This is a genomic window from Flavisolibacter ginsengisoli DSM 18119 (genome assembly GCF_900129295.1).
Lineage (GTDB): Bacteria > Bacteroidota > Bacteroidia > Chitinophagales > Chitinophagaceae > Flavisolibacter > Flavisolibacter ginsengisoli.
The window spans coordinates 43984-61161 of record NZ_FQUU01000012.1 but is presented as its reverse complement, the minus strand read 5'-3'; the positions used below and the strand labels follow the sequence as shown (position 1 = coordinate 61161).

Genomic DNA, 17178 nt, shown 5'->3' with positions numbered 1-17178 from the left:
CAGGATACATCAATTCCATCCATCATCACTGGCTTACAATAACTTTAGAACATGAAAACTTTTTGCTCCTTTCTTTTCCTGGTCCTCTTTTCTGCAGGTGCAAGGGCACAGGAAACGGCTGATATTCTAATAAAGAATGGTCGGATACTTGACGGTACGGGTAACTCGTGGAGGTATGGTGATGTTGCCATAAAAAATGGAAAGATCATAAAGCTTGGAAATTGTGCAGGCATCACTGCTTCAAAAACCATTGATGCGGCCAATATGATCATTAGCCCCGGCTTCATAGATGTGCATACACATATAGAAGGTGATGAACAGAAAAACCCTACAGCCAACAATTTTATCATGGACGGTGTCACCACCGTAGTTACTGGCAATTGCGGCGCTTCCCGGCTGGATATTAAAAGATATTTTGAGCAACTGGATTCAACCAGGCTTTCCATCAATGTAGCCACACTTATCGGTCATAATGATGTGCGGAAGTCGGTAATGGGAACGGCCAACCGGAAACCCACTGAAGAAGAAATGCAGCGCATGGAAGGTATTGTTGACCAGGCCATGAAGGATGGAGCTGTTGGTTTAAGTACAGGTCTTATTTATATTCCGGGCACTTATGCCGGAACGGATGAAATAGTAAGGCTGGCTAAAGTAGCTGCCCGTTACAAAGGTGTCTATGCTTCTCATATGCGTGATGAGGGCGACAGTGTAACACAGGCCATTGACGAAGCATTGCTTATTGGAAGGGAAGCGCACTTGCCGGTAGAGATCTCTCATTTCAAACTCAGTGGCCAGCAAAACTGGGGCAGGAGTAAAGAAACGGTGGCCATGATCGTTAAAGCAAGGGAAGAAGGTATTGATGTCACCATTGACCAGTATCCCTACACGGCCAGCAGTACTTCTTTAAGCACCCTGCTGCCTGATGAAATATTAGCTGATGGAGCTGACTCTATAAAGGCCAGACTTCAACGACCCGAAGTGAGGGAATATGTATATCAATACATAAAAGGAAAGCTGAAAAAGCGCAAACTCAAACACCTGAGTTATGCCTATGTAGCCTACTTCAAAGCAGATACTACTTACAACGGCAAAAACATCGAAGAGATCAACCGGCTGAAGGGCAGGAAACACAAGATCAAACAGGAAGCAGAAACAGTAATGGATATGATGGAGGCCGGTGGTGCCGGCATGGTATTCCATGGCATGTCTGATGAAGACGTGAAAAGGATCATGCAATATCCCTTCAACATGTTTGCCTGCGATGCATCCATACGCATCTTCAACCAGGGAGCACCACACCCTAGGGGTTATGGCACCAATGCCCGGGTATTAAGCAAATATGTTCGGGATGAAAAGGTTCTCTCGCTTGAAGAAGCGGTCCGCCGCATGACCTCCCTACCCGCACAGAAATTTGGGTTAAAGGACAGGGGAATACTTAAAGAAGGTATGGCCGCCGACATCCTTGTTTTTGATGAAAAACAGGTCAGGGATCTTTCCACGTACGATCAGCCACATGCCTACTCGGTGGGCTTCCAATATGTGATAGTAAACGGGCAACTGGTGGTGGAGAATGGGCAGCACCTGGGTACCCGCAACGGCATGACCCTTAAGAATGAAATGACTATGCCTGCAACTGTAAAAAGCTTTTGAGAGTTACCAGGGATAGGAGTAATTGCCAGTATAAAATTCTGACAAATTGCCATTTGTCCTGGCCTTATAGCCCCTATGTAAAGGGTATGCAACACCTTTGTGCCGCCTTCTTAAAGAGCCGTTACATAGGCGGCACAAAGGCGTTACATAGGCGGCACATAGGCGTTGCATAAATGGCTTAGATTAAGCTGTACAATACTTAAAAAGGTTGACAGCAATAATAAATTCCAGTAAAATTGTCATGCTACCGGGCAAGCCTTATGCTGGTAGTTAAAAAGTTAATGTTATAATCACCAGGAGACTGCAGGGTAAATAAATTGAATTTGCGTTTTCAGGGTCCTTTTGTTTATGTTTTTATTTCTTTTATTTACAAATGATAACCCTTATTGTCACAGTTCAAATAGCTGTCTGGTATAGCATAAAAACAATTGATGTGCGCTTTTACAACATCATTGCAATATGGTAGGAGATGGCTACTTGACGGGAATTGATATCCGACCTCAATATGTTCACATTTAATAAGAAATATTTAATCCTCACCATCATCCTTTTTTTAATTGAGGTTTTGATTGCAGTTTTTGTAAGGGATGCTTTTGTCAGGCCTTATGTAGGCGATTACCTTGTGGTTATTTTGATCTATTGCGCAGTTAGAACAGTCTTAAAAGCTTCAGTGTGGAAAGTTGCTGTTGGTGTACTGTTGTTCTCCTTCCTCATAGAAACACTTCAATATTTTCATATTGTAAACAGGCTCGGACTCGAAAACAACGTCGTTGCCAGGTCCGTTATAGGAATTGGTTTCGAATGGATGGATTTTGTGGCTTATACACTGGGAATTCTTACCGTGCTTGCCTTTGAAAGTAAGAAACTAAACCAACGTATAAAGGAAAGGCTATGCATAATTCAAAGCTGATACTGCAACCTGTAAATGAAAAGTAGAGGTTAGGTCAGGGTAATAGGCCGGAGGATGAAATGCCTTCAAACGCATAGCTTTATTGTTTGTAGTTATTCAAAACCTCACATAAAGTCATTAATTTTAAGTTTACAAATCAATGTATGTCCAAAGACGAGATCAAATATGAAATTAACCGGGTTCTGGACAAGTTCTCCAGTAATGCACTGGAAGAATTACTCTCTTTTTTAAAACAGCTGGAGGAAAGGAAAAATTCAGCCACTCTTAATTCTGATGTGTTGCAAAGAATTCTTTCAGAGGATAAGGAACTCCTTGAGAAACTTGCTCAATGATAAGTCTTAGTCAGGTAGAGCAAATTCATAAAATTCTAATAGATCAATTTGGAGGTAGCTATGGAATTAGGGATAATGGCACATTGTCATCTGCTCTTTCAAGGCCTTACTCAACATTTGATGGCAAAGAGCTATATACGACTGCAATACAAAAGGCCTCTGCACTTATTGAAAGTATTCTTATAAATCATCCTTTCGTTGATGGAAACAAAAGAACTGGATATGTACTCATGCGAATATTATTAATGGAATCTGGCCTTGATATTACTGCTACTCAAGAAGAGAAATATCAGTTTATAATACGTATAGCCTCAGGCAAATACAACTTCAATGACATCATTTATTGGTTGGAACACAATACCAGGAAGAATAACAGCTAAGAAAAACTTTTTAAAGGACACTTACTCTTTCAACAACAATATTGTTTATGCAAATCATTAATTAAGAATAGATGCCTTCGCATAGTTTATATGTTGATGCAGTTCATTAATTAAGCCACTGTCATTCCTTGCCAGTGTTTAAAAAAAACAGCCCCAGGGTTAATGGAGCTGCTGGTTATCTCTATTAGATGAAATAATAATGCACCTTAATTGCTAACCGATTTGTTTCAGTATTTCCCTGTGGCTGCTTTCCACGTGTGGTTTGAATTCTTCGTACCATTTCTTCCATTCTTCTTCGTGCATACTGCTGCTAAGTGAGAGCTCGTAATCAGCCAGGTGCTCAAAACCTTCCTCCATGATCAGGCGGTAAGAATCACCGGTAAAGTCAGTGAGTATCCGCATATTCTGTGCCTCAGGCATCATCTGTTTGCTCCTGGCCTCATCAAGTAGTTTTTTAGCTTCGCGGAAATGGCCGAATTTAAGCCTGAAGATATCCCTTACCAGGAAGGTGGTTTTTTGACTGGAGGCCGCTGAAGGTGAGCCAAGTTGCTGCATTAATACATCACTGGCCATGTAGATGCGGGCTTCTTTGATTAATCCATCCTTCAGATCATAACTCACACAGACAGGAAAACTGACTTCCTTGTTGGTGGGAGCTATGCCCATGAATTCACCGATATGCTTCCCACGAATGATAGCCTCCAGCTGGGCCTTGTCTTCAATGATGATGTAATTCTTTATATCCGCTTTGGCATCGAAGGCTACATGGTAAATGTAATGCAACATGGCACCTACCTCGGCTCTGCCGGTATAGGTTTCGCCTGTGCAAAGGTTGCGGTACACACCATCTTCGGCAACATACTTTACATCATGTGTCTGGAAAAAGTCAAGCATATTCTTTTGAGCGGTGGTCAATGCTTGCTTTTGCGTCATTGTTTCTTCCATAAAAGAATAGTTTATGAGGTTAAGAATGAATACATTTTTAAGCTGAACTATTCAGGGGATAAGGAGTAGTTTGGAGAGGGGGATTTTGTTTAGGGAAGGTACGAAGAATGGGAATGTCGAACAATAGAACAAGGATTATTGAATGTCGAACAATAGAACAAGGAATGTCGAATATCGAAGTTGTTTAGGTTGGAGAGGCTTTTTTAACTGAACATATTTTAGACCATTTGAAATGCTCAATAAACAATGCTCAATGTTCAATATTCAAGGAAGAGGAGAACTAAGATTGATAAGATTAGAATGGATTATTGGGGATGTCCGGGAGGTTTCCTACTTTTCAACTAGTCAACCCGTCAACTTTTCAACCCCAATTTATACTATATACTTATTTGAATGTTTACACAAAATCAATTTCCATTTACATGAATATTCATTGATTTGGAGCGCAGGTAAACCAATGCTTTGCGAAGATCCAGGGGATAAACTTCCTGTTTTTGTTTCTGGCGGGCGCGGATGGAAAGACGGCGAACCAGCTTCTTTGAATATTTAGCAAACATCCATAAGCCTAGGAAGCAATCCAAAACAACCATCAGTGGGAATAAAATGACGCTTACGGCGAGGTAAATAAAATGACCCGTTATGTCCAGTAATTGATTCATGTGTACAATAATTCAGGATGAAAGGCTAATTAATCGATCGTAGGATATGTAACGGATTCCGGTCGGAATTCAGAGGATGGAACTGGATAATAAGATAGACAAATTTTTCAGCATTTCCGATGCTCTGACACGATATCTTTTTTCACTAAAGGAATACCGAACAGTACTAATAAAGAAAAAGATATGCCAAACACTACAGGCCGCTTTTTATTCGTATATCTACGTGAAGATGTATTGTTTTTTGAGGTTTGTAAATAGTAAGTTGGATGAATTGGGGATTTGAAGGTCTGAATGGGGTGAATATTTGTGGATTTGCTTGTCTTTTCAATTGATCAAGCCATTGATTCCCTTGAGGGTTATCATTCCCTATGTTATAAATGGTCTTTACATTGCGTCATATTCTATTTCACTTTTAATTGTAAACGCATGGTAGCTCCTCGCAAACATTCAGGAATTGGTTTCCTTTTTTTTCTTTTTACTTTTTTGCAATTGAAGGTTGATGGGCAGCAGTCAATTGTTAACTGGTGGTTGACCAACCCCGATAATACCGCTGTATTGCAAAAACAAAAAGCCCTGCCCACGTCAGCAAAAGCAGCTGGCAACGGTGCCGTGATCAATGTAAATGATAAGGAGGTCTTTCAGACCATGGATGGATTTGGATTTGCATTAACAGGCGGTAGTGCTACCCACATCATTAAAATGTCTGCGCCCACTAGGAAAGCTTTATTGAATGAATTGTTTACTACGGCAGGTAATAATATTGGTGTGAGCTACCTGCGGGTAAGCATTGGGGCTTCTGATCTGAACGATCATGTATTCTCTTATGATGATATGCCACCAGGAGAAACAGATACAGCCATGAAGCACTTCGACCTGGGACCTGATAAGAAAGATGTGATACCAGTGTTGAAAGAGATATTGGCCATAGCACCAAAAATAAAGATCCTTGGATCGCCATGGTCACCACCTGCGTGGATGAAGACCAACCATGATACAAGAGGCGGAAGATTGAATCCTGAATATTATGCTGCTTATGCCAAATATTTTGTTTTGTATATACAGGGCATGGCAAAGGAAGGAGTTACTATAGATGCTGTGACGGTTCAAAATGAACCCCTGCATCCGGGTAATAACCCCAGCCTGTTGTTACCAGCCCCAGATGAAGCTATATTCATCAAAGACCATTTAGGGCCAGCCTTTGCAAAAGCAGGCATTAAAACAAAGATCATTATCTACGACCATAATGCAGACAGGCCAGACTACCCGATAGATATTCTGAATGACAAAGAGGCCAGGAAATATATTGATGGTTCGGGATTTCATTTGTATGGAGGTGACATAGAAGCGCTCACTGACGTGCATAATGAACACCCGGATAAGCATATCTATTTTACAGAACAGATGGTGGTGCAGCCGGATGCATCTAATGGTTTTCATATTGCTGATCCGGTGGAAAGAGTGATCATAGGGGCCTGCCGTAACTGGTGTAGAAATGTATTGTTATGGAACCTGGCTGCAGACCCTGAAAATAAGCCATTTACAGATAGGGGTGGCTGCAGCATGTGCCAGGGTGCAGTGACCATTGATGACGATAAAGTAACCCGCAACCTGGCCTGGTATGCATTGGCTCATGTATCGAAATTTGTTCCCCCGGGATCAATTCGCATTGGTTCCAGCACTTCTGATAGTTTGAAGAATGTGGCCTTTAAAACACCGGCAGGAAAAATGGTCTTACTGGTAGCGAATATTTCCGAAAAGGATCAATCATTTATCATCCGGTATAGATCCAGGGCTGTTAATGCTCAATTGAAAAAAGGGGCAGTTGCTACATATGTATGGTAGGCCTGGGGACTGTTATTTTATACTACAACCTTATTTGAATTACTTGTTATGAATAAAAAAATCAAAAGCACTATAATAAAATCCTTCCTGTTTATTGCCTGCTTATTGTTTGCTTTTCAACCTCTACTCAGGGCCCAGGGATTTTTGAAGGCAAAGGGTAAGGACATTGTCAATGAAAAAGGGCAGAATGTATTGTTGCGAGGTATAGGGCTTGGGGGTTGGATGTTGCAGGAAGGTTATATGCTGGGTATAACGGCTGAAGGACAACAACAACACAAGATCAGGCAAAGAATAGATTCACTCATAGGACCTGAAGCTACGCAGGAATTCTATGATACCTGGCTGGCCAACCATACTACCAGGGGTGACATAGATTCATTAAGGTCATGGGGATTCAATTCGGTACGGTTGCCCATGCATTATAATCTTTTTACCCTGCCGGTAGAAAAAGAACCAGTAGCAGGACAAAATACCTGGCTTACCAGGGGATTTGAAATGGTGGATAGCTTGCTGGCCTGGTGTGCAGCCAATAAAATTTATTTGATCCTTGACCTGCATGCTGCTCCTGGCGGGCAGGGAAATGACCTCAATATCTCTGATCGCGACCCATCACTTCCTTCTTTATGGGAGAGTGAGGCCAACAGGAATAAGACCATTGCTTTATGGAAAAAGCTGGCTGAAAGGTATGCAGGCAAACAATGGATAGGGGCCTACGATATTTTGAATGAACCCAATTATGGATTTACTGATACTGCAGACAGGAACGGCCTGAAGGAAACCAGGAATGAACCATTGAAAAAGCTGCTGGTAGATATAACAAAGGCGATAAGAGAAGTAGATCATAATCACATCATTGTTATTGAAGGCAACGGCTGGGGCAATAATTACAATGGCATGTTGCCGCCATGGGATGATAATATGGTGCTTAGCTTTCATAAATACTGGAATAAAAACGACAAGGCTTCCATACAGAAAATAGTAGACACTCGCGAACAATACAATGTACCTGTATGGCTGGGTGAAACAGGTGAGAATTCAAATGTTTGGTATGCCCAGGCGGTGCAACTGCTGGAAGAAAATAATATTGGCTGGGCATGGTGGCCATTGAAAAAGCTTGGTGTGAATAATCCTTTACAAATAAGATCCAACCTGAATTACCAGGATGTTTTGAACTACTGGAACGGCAAGGGAGAAAAGCCTCGTGAAAGTAATGCCTATAGTGGTTTGCTGGAACTGGCCACTTATACAAGGGTAGGCACCAACAGGGTGCACCGGGACGTAATAGATGCGCTGATGCGCCAGCCACATATCAATAAAACGGTCCCTTTTGCAAAAAACAATATCCAGAATGGAACCGTATTAAAGGCAGTAAATTATGACCTGGGTAAAAATGGATATGCCTATTGGGATAGTGATACAGCAGATTACAGGGTGTCTGGTATAAAAGGGGTTGGCAACAGGGGAAGGACGTATAGAAATGATGGTGTGGACATTGTAATGGACTCAGCTCATTATGAAACCTATTATGTAAATCATATTGAAGCCGGTGAATGGCTGCAATACACCATTGATGTAAAGCAAAAAGGAATTTATAACATTGGCCTGTCTGTAGCATCAGAGATTACCGGTGGTGCAGTATCCATTACCATCAATAATAAAATAGCTGGCAATAAACAAATGGTACCTCTTACTGGTGCAAAAAAATGGACAACCCTGTGGTTTAAAAATGTGAACCTTGCTGCTGGCAGGCAATTGCTTAGGATATATGCAGGCAAAGGAGGATTTGATTTTAGTTCTATAAGCTTCGATCGAAAAAAATAAGGGAACCTGGAGAGAACTTAGGAGCCTTGATATAGGGTATGTGTACATGCGGCAGCTTAATGGTATTTTAGCTATGCAAAAACATTGCTGATATGAATAAAAAGATAAAATGTTTGATTATTGTTTTGCTGCCTTTTATAGTATTGGCACAAACCAACCAGGACAAGCAACTGCTAACACCTGAATTGCTATGGAAACTTGGAAGGGTTTCCGGGCTGGGCATCTCTAAAGACGGTCAATATGTGCTTTATAGTGTCAACACCCCAAATGTGGAAGCGAACCGTTCATCAAGTGCCACTTATCGCATTCCTGTAAATGGCGGTGAGCCGGAAGTCATAACAAATGTCGATAGCTTACTACCTAATAAGAATATTTCACCAGATGGCAGGTATATCATCTATAATAAAGAAGTGCAGGTTAAAAAGATCAAAGGCAACGATCTGTATCCCGATCTTCCTCAATCAAATGCCTATGTTTTCGATAACCTCAATAACAGGCATTGGGATACCTGGGAGGATGGAAAGTTTGACCATGTGTTCCTGGCTCCTGTAGGCAAAACATCAGAAGAAAAAGACCTGATGCCTGGTGAACCCTTTGATGCACCGCAAAAACCTTTTGGCGGTGATGAAGATTATATCTGGAACCCCGATAGCAGGCATGTAGTATATGTTACCAAGAAAAAGTATGGTAAGGATTATGCCATCAGCACCAATACCGACCTGTATGAATATGATATAGCAACTGGCAAAACAAAAAACCTTACCGTTGGCCGCCCTGGTTATGATATCAATCCATCCTATAGCAAGAATGGAGTGCTTGCCTGGCTAAGTATGAAACGCGAAGGTTATGAATCTGATAAACAGGACCTGCTGGCTACCACACCTGCAGGTATAATTAACCTGACAGGGCACAGGGATGATATCCACGTGGAGGGTTTCCGCTGGGCTGAAGATGGCAGGAGTCTTTTCTTCTATGCTCCTATCAACGGTACACTTCAATTATTTAAAGTGGACTATACAGGGCTAACTAAAAAACTGCCAACCATACAACAATTAACTAAAGGTGATTTTGATATTACAGGAATAGTAGGTCAAAAAGGCAATACGCTGGTGGTTTCAAAAACAGATATGAACCATGCCGCAGAATTGTATACAGTAGATGTCAATAGCGGTAGCATGAAGCAACTGACGCATGTAAATGACAACATGAACGCTTCTCTGGCTCAATGCAAAACAGAAAGAAAGTTTGTTACTACAACGGACGGGAAGCAGATGCTTGTATGGATGGTATATCCGCCAGGCTTTGATCCGGCTAAGAAATATCCAACCCTTTTGTATTGCCAGGGAGGTCCGCAATCAGCCTTAACGCAGTTTTATTCTTTTCGCTGGAACTTCCAGTTGATGGCGTCGCAGGGATATATTGTTGTAGCGCCTAACCGACGTGGTATGCCCGGTCATGGCACCAAATGGAATGAAGAGATCAGCAAAGACCATGGTGGACAGGCTATGAAAGACTACCTGTCTGCAATAGATGCTGCTGCCAAAGAAAAATATGTTGACAAGGACAGACTGGGGTGTATAGGCGCTTCTTATGGAGGTTATTCTGTGTATATGCTGGCAGGCATTCACAACAACCGTTTTAAAAGCTTTATAGCGCATGATGGCATTTTTGATATGCGCAGCATGTATGGTACAACGGAAGAGTTGTGGTTTGTCAACTGGGACTGGGGTGGTCCATACTGGGATAAGAAAAATGCAGCAGCGCAGAAGTCCTATTCCTTATTTAACCCTATCAACTATGTTGATAAATGGAATACGCCCATCATGATCGTGCAGGGTGGAAAAGACTACAGGGTTCCCATAGAACAGGGATTGCAGGCATTCCAGGCTGCACAGCTCAGAGGTATTAAAAGTAAACTGCTCTACCTGCCTGATGAAAACCATTGGGTATTAAATAGTCAGAATGCATTGGTGTGGCAGCGGGAGTTTTTTAAATGGCTTACTGAAACGCTGCCATCTAAAGACAAGAAAGGATTTTAAATAGAAAAATGTTTGTTGTAAAGGTGAAGCACTGCTTCACCTTTTGTTTTATAGTTTAGACCCACAGAATTTACAATAACGGGCATTGCTATCATGACCTTCACGACCACAATTGGGGCAAACCTCTGAGCCTTTGGTCTGCCGGCGGGCCATGGCCACTTCGGCAGTGAATATACCCGTGGGTACGGCAATGATGCCATAACCTATGATCATGATGACGGAGGCTATAAATTTACCCATAGGAGTAACGGGTGATATATCACCATAACCAACAGTGGTAATGGTAACAATAGCCCAGTAGATGCTGTCAGGTATGCTGTCAAATCCATTCTCTCCATTTTCTACCAGGTACATAACAGACCCAAGAATAATAACCAGCGATAAGACTACCAGCATGAATATGCTGATCTTTTTCAGGCTGGCCCTTAGTGCACTCCCCAGGTAATCCATTTCACTTAAATAATGATTGAGCTTGAAGATCCTGAATATACGCAGCAGGCGCAGGGCACGCAACACCAGCAATGATTGGGCGCCTATAAAAAAGATACTGAGGTAGGAAGGGATAATGGCCAGCAGGTCAATAGTGCCGAGAAAAGAACGGACATAAAGAAGGGGTCTTTTAATACAGATAAGCCGAAGGATGTATTCAATTGTAAATAGGATGGTAAATGTCAATTCCAAAACATCGAACAGCGTTCCATAACGTAGATGGTAACGTTTGACACTATCCAGCATAACCACCAGTATACTAGCCAATATGACAACCAGAAGCGTGACATCAAAGGCTTTTCCGGCAGTAGTGTTGGATTCATAGATCACATCGTGCAGTTTTTTCTGCCAGTTGCTACCATCTGCATGTGAAGTTTTTGCTTTCATTCTTCCTTAATAAAGGTAGTTAACACCCGTAGAGCTTCATAATTTTATCCATGCGTTTTGAAACTAATCGTTGGTCAAAGGATGAGTTTCTATTGTTCTTTTGGCCGGGAAATAACAAAGGGCATAATATTTTCAATAAATAGTTTATATAAAATGCAATAACTATGAGCCAGGCATTTGTTCGTGAAAGTGATGAGCAATGGCTGCACGAGGTGCAGCCTACCCTAAATGCACTTGTAGTATACCTGACGAGGGAAAATAATGGTGTGCGGGTGTATGAACAAAAGAATTTTGTTGATAAGCAGGGAATTGAAGTTCATGTAATGAGCAATGGATTGAACTATGCAAAGGATAAAGAAGGAAAGTGGTATGTGGTATGGTAAAACTATGAAACCGGATAAATAATTAGGTAAGAATCGGTCTCCTTTTCATTTTGATTAATAATATATGTTTGGGAATTGGAGAAGTGAGAAGAGATCAATAGCAAAAAACTCAACATGTCAGCTCCGCATCTGAACGAGATCATTGATAACCTGAGCTTAACGTACCATCTCGAGAATTCTTCTTTAGGAATCATCTTATGTGACAGCCATTTAAATATAATTTACTCATCAGAAAAAGCCCAGGAAATATTTGGTTGGGAACCCGGTGCCTATTTGCAAAACCCTATTTCAATTGAAAGTATGGTGTATGTGGAAGATGCCGATAAGGTGATACAGGTCATTGAAGAAATATCCTCGGGAAAGGTGTTGCATAACCAGGGCATCAATAGAAATTATACCGCTTCGGGAGAAGTGATCTATTGCCAGTGGTATAATTCTGCCCTGGTAGATGATGCCAGGCAAGTCGTTAACATTTTGTCCCTGGTGCAGGATGTCACACTTCAAATGCAAAATAGTTTAGCCCTGCAGGCGAGCGAACACCAGTTGTCCCAGATGTTCAATGGGGCGATAGATCCAATGTGGTTGATAAAAGTGGAGGGTAATTCCAGGTTCACTTTTGAGAGAATTAATACGGCTTTTTCAAAGGTTACAGGATGGTCGAAAGAGCAGGTAATTGGCAAGCCTATTGAATCTGTGATGCCTGCATCTTCTCATGAGTTGGTACATGAGAAATACAATGAAGCGATAAGATCCTACCGGATCATTGACTATGTAGAGGAGGCGGCCCACCCGGCAGGAATAAAATATGGCGAGATACGGGTCATTCCACTGGTTGATGAAAATGGTAATATCAATCGCTTGTTGGGTATTGCAAATGATATCACAGAAAATGTACTATTACAAAAAAAGCTGGAAGCGGAACGAGACCTTTATAACCGCAAGATCACTTATGCTGCAATTAAAGGGCAGGAATTGGAAAGAGCCAAGGTAAGCAGTGAATTACATGATAATGTGAACCAGGTGCTGACGACTGTAAAATTGTATATAGAGCTCTGTAAGGATGATAGGGTTGATAGTAACGAAATACTTTCCAAATGCTCCTTACTGCTAAACAGGACCATAGATGATATCCGGAGCTTGTCAAAGCAATTGTCGGCGCCTTCTTTAGGCAAAATAAATTTCAGAGAAACACTGAATGACCTGGCAACCTCCATAAGCACTGCTTCTCAAATGAATGTGAATCTTAGTATAAATATGGAAAACTGTTCTGAAATGGATAATGAGTTACACCTTACTATTTACCGCATTGTTCAGGAACAGCTGACCAATATTATTAAATACGCTAAGGCCAGCATAGTGGATGTTATGTTAGAGCATGTGAATGGAATAGTACAACTTGTGATTAAAGACAATGGGGTTGGTTTTGATACTTCTCAAAAGACCAATGGCATTGGCCTGACAAATATGCGCAGCCGGGCTGCTATATTAGGAGGTAACGTAGCCATAGAAAGCCAGCTACACATGGGTACCAAGGTGACTGTTCAATTTCCTGTCAGGATTATTGGAGATAGATGCATACCTGCTGAAGTAACAGAAAGTATTTATACCGGGCTGTAACAGTATTGTATGCAATGCTATTTTTATTCAACAGAGAGCACCATTATTTGTTGAAGCTCAGCATGTATATTTCATTAAGATCTGCATTCGGGCAAAGAAAAACTTTAAGAGTATAATTCAGTAAGCTATCGTTATAAATAAAAGACCGGCCAGGTGAAGCCTGGCCGGTCTTTTATTGTGGGATTCAATACATTCATCATTTGTAGGCAATAGATTTATCCCGGGGCCAGCTATTATTGCTATTGTCAGCATCCATAAAAAGGCCTCCGTCTATTCTTACTGAATCAGGTTCTTTTTTTGATTTGATCTTTATTAGAGACTTGTGCTGGTTATTCTTCCAAACTGCAGCCGATTGGTGAATTCTTTCTGAAGTTCCATCCTTGTAATGAATAAACAGGTCAAAGGGTGCAGCCATTCCACCAACATTCTCAATAGCCACAAAAGAACCCGTTTTAGTCTTGCTTATATTTTTGATTGACAGGTCAATGTAATTATGGGAAAAGAACCAGTTGTTCCAGAACCAATCTAAATTCTGTCCCGAGGTCCTGTTAAAAGAATAGAAGAAATCCCAGGGGAGGGGGTGTTTGCCATTCCATTGGCTCATGTATTCATGTAGACATTTTTTGAAAAGTTGATCTCCAAGCATATCCTTAATGGCAAGGTAACCCAGAGCGGGCTTGCCATATTCATTAATGCCCAGGCCACCACCGCTAAGGTTAGGGCCAGGTGTAATAATAGGAAGGTCTTGAGATTGTGAGGGGTCATTGTTCCAGTCCACGACCCGGAATAGTTTGAACATGGAGTCAGCCTTCTCAGTGCCCATCATGTCCCGGTTAAACAGGCACTCAAATGTAGTAGCCCAGCCTTCATCCATAAATCCATAGCGCGTTTCATTTATCCCCATATAAAATGGCATGTAGGTATGCGCTATTTCATGCATGGCCACAAAACGGGAAAATGAGGTGTCGTCATAGGTTTCATCATTAGCCATCATTGGGTATTCCATACCTGCATATCCCTGGAAAACGGTTGTCTTTTCATATGGGTAAGGAATGCCAGGCCAGTTGTTAGATAACCAGGCAAGGGCCTCTTTTGCGAAATGAACTACATGATGGAAATCGGCCGCTGTATCATTATACGCTGCCTGTGCGGAAGCCCTTCTACCCGTTTTACCATCCACTACAACGCTGGATGCATCCCATACAAAATGATCGCTGATTCCAAAAGCCACATCCGGTACATTATGGGCTGAGAACTTCCAGGTATTCATGCCGTTTTGCCTGGTGACCTGTTTTTGCAAAAGCTCCTGTTGGGTAGCGACATGCACCACTTCATCTGAGGTCAGAGAGTTACTGAACTTTTTTGCAATGCCGGGTTGTAATACTTCCGAAGGATTTAAAAGTGTGCCGGTCCCCCAAACAACATAGTTTTCCGGCACCTGCACCTGCACCGAATAACTATTAAAGTCATTATAAAACTCAAGTGCATCATTAAAATTGGTGAAATCCCATCCCTGGTAATCATCATAGACAGCTACACGGGGATAACTATAGGCCAGGAAATAGCTAGTGGAATCGATCATGCCTTCCCTGCCGCTTTGAAGAGACACATCGTAATGCCATTTGATAAATAACTGAACTGAGTCTTTGGCATTCAAGGGTTGATTTAGTTTCACAGGCACCGTGGTATAATAATAAGGCTGGTTATTCCAGGCCTGGGCTTTTCCATTTACTGAAAAAGAATCAATATGTACACCCTGTGTAAGGTATTTTTCATTTGCACCTCCGGTTCTTGGTGCACCTGGTTTGTGAATGTTCACAATGAGCTTAAAGGCAAGGAATGATAAAGTGTCGGGACTATTATTGAAGTAGGTGATGGTTTCACTACCCTGGATGGTACGATTAGGGGGCGCAACAGAAAGGGAAATATTATAGTGTGCCCTGTTTTGCCAGTAGTTACTTCCAGGCCTACCGTCCCTGGAACGCGTCCCCTTCTCATAAGCTTTTTTAACATCACGTGGAGTATAGAGTTCCTGGGCATGTGCCAGGTTAAAGGAAATGGTAAATAAAACGACTACGATCAAACGAAACATATCTGGTAAGTATTTAAGGTGGAAAATAGTTAGTAAAAGATTTATACTAATAGTTTTTTGATAACCGGTAGATCTCCAGATTCAAAGGAATAGAAATATACAATAAATAATTTCTTACCTTAACTACCTATACATATCTCACTTACATGCGCATATTATTTGTTATTGTAACAGTATTGCTTCTCATTAGTTGTGAATCAGCCGGATTTGACAGTGATAAAAGACAGATCAGGGCAAAAGATGAAATTCGAGCTAAGCTACCTCCCAGGTCCACAGACTTTGATGTCGAATCGTTTAAAGAGGATACTTTGCACAACTGGCCCGACAGCAATTTTAAAGATCCTTTGCAATATTCGCTGGGCTATGTGTTCAAAGATTCATCAGGAAACATACACCACGAAAATGGCCGCGTACTATTTACGCCAGATGGCAAGTCTGTGATTCAAACAATAACAGGAGATAGTTCCCAGATCCATTAAAATCTTTATTATGCGTCCACCATTGCAACGCTTTCTTTCACTTGATGTGTTCCGGGGCATGACCATCTGCTTTATGATCATTGTGAATACACCGGGCAGCGGAGCTACACCTTTTGCACCCCTGGAGCATGCCACCTGGCATGGCTTTACTCCAACTGACCTGGTGTTCCCATCTTTTTTGTTTGCTGTAGGCAATGCCATGAGCTTTTCATTGGATAAATACCGCGAATTAGGTTCTGGTGCCTTTTTTAAAAAAGTGCTTTCAAGAACCATACTGATATTCCTTTTAGGTTACCTTATGTATTGGTTTCCTTTTTTCAGACTGGATGCGCAACATCATATAATCGGTGCACCAATAGGTCATACAAGGATCATGGGCGTATTGCAACGTATTGCCCTGTGCTATTTTTTCGCTTCCCTATTTATTCATTACCTCTCGCGTAAACAGATAATTATTGTCAGCATATCCCTTTTGTTAAGCTATTGGATCTTACTGCTAATATTCGGTGATTACCAGCAACCATTCAGCATGCTAGGGAATGCAGGTATGTATCTTGATAGATTCCTGATGGGGACAAACCATTTATATCATGGTGAGGGAATTCCGTTTGACCCCGAAGGATGGTTAAGCACACTGCCTGCAATTGTTAACGTAACAGCCGGGTACCTGGCAGGTAAATACATTCGTGAAAAAGGAAAGAATTATGAAGCGATCACCCACCTGGTTCTTGTGGGTTTTGGGTTGATCTTTTTAGCACTCTGGTGGAATATGATATTCCCGGTGAATAAAAAACTATGGACTTCTTCATTTGTATTGCTTACATCAGGTATTGATCTTGTACTCATAGGCGCACTTATCTATGTGATCGAGTTGCGGAATTGGAATAAGGGCGGTTGGACGAACTTTTTCCTGGTCGTTGGGAAAAACCCTTTGATCATTTACCTTCTTTCTGAATTACTGGTTACCGTGCTGTTTATGATACCTATGGGTAATGGCTATAGCCTTTTTGGCTGGATCAATAAAGTATTATTCCAGGTCATTGCACCCGGACCGGTGGGGTCTTTCCTTTTTGCCATTACCTATATGCTGCTATGCTGGTGTGTGGGTTGGTGGATGAATAAAAGGAAGATCTATATCAGGGTATAATAAAAA

General features: G+C 41.6%; 15 protein-coding genes. 11 read left to right on the top strand and 4 right to left on the bottom strand.

The window, feature by feature from the left end:
* Positions 1-51 precede the first annotated feature (51 nt).
* The 4 genes from BUA53_RS13985 to BUA53_RS13970 all read left to right on the top strand — a co-directional run bounded on the left by BUA53_RS13985 (position 52) and on the right by BUA53_RS13970 (position 3272).
* Entirely contained in the window at positions 52-1650 is a 1599-nt protein-coding gene (locus BUA53_RS13985; protein ID WP_072836011.1) for an N-acyl-D-amino-acid deacylase family protein, read from the top strand.
* A 505-nt stretch (positions 1651-2155) separates the two neighbouring features.
* A complete protein-coding gene (locus tag BUA53_RS13980) occupies positions 2156-2560 on the top strand; it encodes a ribosomal maturation YjgA family protein (protein ID WP_072836010.1) in 405 nt (134 codons plus the stop codon).
* 143 nt (positions 2561-2703) lie between these two features.
* Positions 2704-2892, top strand: coding sequence for a hypothetical protein (locus tag BUA53_RS13975; RefSeq protein WP_072836009.1), 189 nt, complete (start codon positions 2704-2706; stop codon positions 2890-2892).
* Complete coding sequence (locus BUA53_RS13970) at positions 2889-3272, top strand: type II toxin-antitoxin system death-on-curing family toxin (protein ID WP_072836008.1); 384 nt, start codon at positions 2889-2891, stop codon at positions 3270-3272. The genes BUA53_RS13975 and BUA53_RS13970 overlap by 4 nt, the downstream gene beginning before the upstream one ends.
* A 213-nt stretch (positions 3273-3485) precedes the next feature.
* On the opposite strand, the gene BUA53_RS13965 is transcribed toward BUA53_RS13970, so the two are convergent.
* Both BUA53_RS13965 and BUA53_RS13960 read right to left on the bottom strand, forming a co-directional pair.
* Positions 3486-4217: an ester cyclase gene (locus BUA53_RS13965; protein WP_072836007.1), complete on the bottom strand. Its 732-nt coding sequence runs from the start codon at positions 4215-4217 to the stop codon at positions 3486-3488.
* Between the two features lie 407 nt (positions 4218-4624).
* Positions 4625-4876: a hypothetical protein gene (locus BUA53_RS13960; protein ID WP_072836006.1), complete on the bottom strand. Its 252-nt coding sequence runs from the start codon at positions 4874-4876 to the stop codon at positions 4625-4627.
* A gap of 426 nt (positions 4877-5302) precedes the next feature.
* Here BUA53_RS13960 and BUA53_RS13955 point away from each other — a divergent pair, with 426 nt between their 5' ends.
* The 3 genes from BUA53_RS13955 (at position 5303) to BUA53_RS13945 (ending at position 10578) form a co-directional block, all read left to right on the top strand.
* Positions 5303-6718, top strand: a complete 1416-nt coding sequence (locus BUA53_RS13955; RefSeq protein ID WP_072836005.1) for a glycoside hydrolase family 30 protein — start codon at positions 5303-5305, stop codon at positions 6716-6718.
* A 48-nt stretch (positions 6719-6766) separates the two neighbouring features.
* Positions 6767-8539: a cellulase family glycosylhydrolase gene (locus BUA53_RS13950; protein WP_084080085.1), complete on the top strand. Its 1773-nt coding sequence runs from the start codon at positions 6767-6769 to the stop codon at positions 8537-8539.
* Between the two features lie 92 nt (positions 8540-8631).
* Complete coding sequence (locus tag BUA53_RS13945; RefSeq protein ID WP_084080083.1) at positions 8632-10578, top strand: S9 family peptidase; 1947 nt, start codon at positions 8632-8634, stop codon at positions 10576-10578.
* Between the two features lie 48 nt (positions 10579-10626).
* On the opposite strand, the gene BUA53_RS13940 is transcribed toward BUA53_RS13945, so the two are convergent.
* Entirely contained in the window at positions 10627-11454 is an 828-nt protein-coding gene (locus tag BUA53_RS13940; protein ID WP_072836004.1) for an ion transporter, read from the bottom strand.
* A gap of 164 nt (positions 11455-11618) precedes the next feature.
* On the opposite strand from BUA53_RS13940, the gene BUA53_RS13935 reads away from it, so the two are divergent.
* Together BUA53_RS13935 and BUA53_RS13930 are read left to right on the top strand one after the other, a co-directional pair.
* The gene (locus BUA53_RS13935) at positions 11619-11837 is read left to right on the top strand and encodes a hypothetical protein (protein ID WP_072836003.1); all 219 of its coding nucleotides are present in this window, start codon (positions 11619-11621) and stop codon (positions 11835-11837) included.
* A 114-nt stretch (positions 11838-11951) separates the two neighbouring features.
* Positions 11952-13454: a PAS domain-containing sensor histidine kinase gene (locus BUA53_RS13930; RefSeq protein ID WP_072836002.1), complete on the top strand. Its 1503-nt coding sequence runs from the start codon at positions 11952-11954 to the stop codon at positions 13452-13454.
* Between the two features lie 196 nt (positions 13455-13650).
* On the opposite strand, the gene BUA53_RS13925 is transcribed toward BUA53_RS13930, so the two are convergent.
* Positions 13651-15546: a M1 family metallopeptidase gene (locus BUA53_RS13925; protein WP_072836001.1), complete on the bottom strand. Its 1896-nt coding sequence runs from the start codon at positions 15544-15546 to the stop codon at positions 13651-13653.
* 146 nt (positions 15547-15692) lie between these two features.
* Between BUA53_RS13925 and BUA53_RS13920 the strand changes: the two genes are divergently transcribed.
* Together BUA53_RS13920 and BUA53_RS13915 are read left to right on the top strand one after the other, a co-directional pair.
* Positions 15693-16025 (top strand): hypothetical protein, encoded by a 333-nt coding sequence (locus tag BUA53_RS13920; RefSeq protein WP_072836000.1) that lies wholly within the window; start codon positions 15693-15695, stop codon positions 16023-16025.
* 10 nt (positions 16026-16035) lie between these two features.
* The gene (locus tag BUA53_RS13915) at positions 16036-17172 is read left to right on the top strand and encodes an acyltransferase family protein (RefSeq protein ID WP_072835999.1); all 1137 of its coding nucleotides are present in this window, start codon (positions 16036-16038) and stop codon (positions 17170-17172) included.
* Positions 17173-17178: the final 6 nt, after the last annotated feature.